1 protein-coding gene is annotated in these 717 nt (G+C 60.0%); it reads left to right on the top strand.

Going from position 1 to position 717, the window contains the following annotated elements; translation table 11 throughout:
* Nucleotides 1–9 precede the first annotated feature (9 nt).
* A complete protein-coding gene (locus tag EN991_RS38595) occupies nt 10–564 on the top strand; it encodes a hypothetical protein (protein WP_127370647.1) in 555 nt (184 codons plus the stop codon).
* The last annotated feature ends 153 nt before the right edge of the window (nt 565–717 follow it).

The following is a 717-nucleotide window of genomic DNA, read 5'->3' as shown; positions in this document are numbered from 1 at the left end:
GACAGTCTGATGCTGGCGCCGCATCACGCTGCCGCCGACGAAGTGAAGGTCTGGGCGGCGGGCGCCTACTCCTTCTCCGACGAGCTTGGCGGCTTCCACATCACCGGCGCCTCGGGCATCGGCACGAAGGACGATCCGTTCGTCATCACCGAAGAGCTGACTTCGTCAACGCCGGTGACGCTGACGATCCGCACGACAAAGCCGATCCAGGCCTTCGGCAAGGCCGGCGAATTCGCCAACGGCATGATGTATATGCGCATCGAGGTGCTCAACAACAGCGGCCAGGCCTGGGTCGAATTCCAGTTCGAATTGCAGGAGATCCTGAACCAGCCGAGCGTGTTCGGCGACGGGCTTTCCTTCGACCAGCGCAACAAGACGCCGGACAATATCCGGTCGAGCAATTTCGCCGATTTCGATCGCGATTTCGAACCCTATGACCGGCTGCTGTTCAGGAATGGCAAGGTCGACCCGCTGAAAACCGCCAGCTTCGAATTCCTGATGACCGACTACACGCCCAGATGGACCTTCTACCTGGTGCAGGATCCGCGCATACCAACGGGCTGACACGATAGGAATTTTTTCTTGACCCGGTGAGCTCAGCTATGGTACATTTTTGCCTATGGTGCTGAGTTGCGCCAGTGACCCGCCGCACAGGCGGGCTTTTCGCTTGATGCTCCCTCAGCCAACGCGCCGGCGAGAGGCCGCGAAGGAACCCAA

Origin of the sequence: Mesorhizobium sp. M7A.F.Ca.US.005.03.2.1 (assembly GCF_003997795.1) — a bacterium.
Taxonomy (GTDB): domain Bacteria; phylum Pseudomonadota; class Alphaproteobacteria; order Rhizobiales; family Rhizobiaceae; genus Mesorhizobium; species Mesorhizobium ciceri.
Note: the sequence above shows the minus strand (reverse complement) of the source record. Positions and strands in the feature narration are given on the sequence as shown.

Excerpts from the sequence above, each read along its gene's own strand:
- EN991_RS38595 (WP_127370647.1), top strand. The coding sequence starts at position 10 with ATGCTGGCGCCGCATCACGCTGCCGCCGACGAAGTGAAGGTCTGGGCG.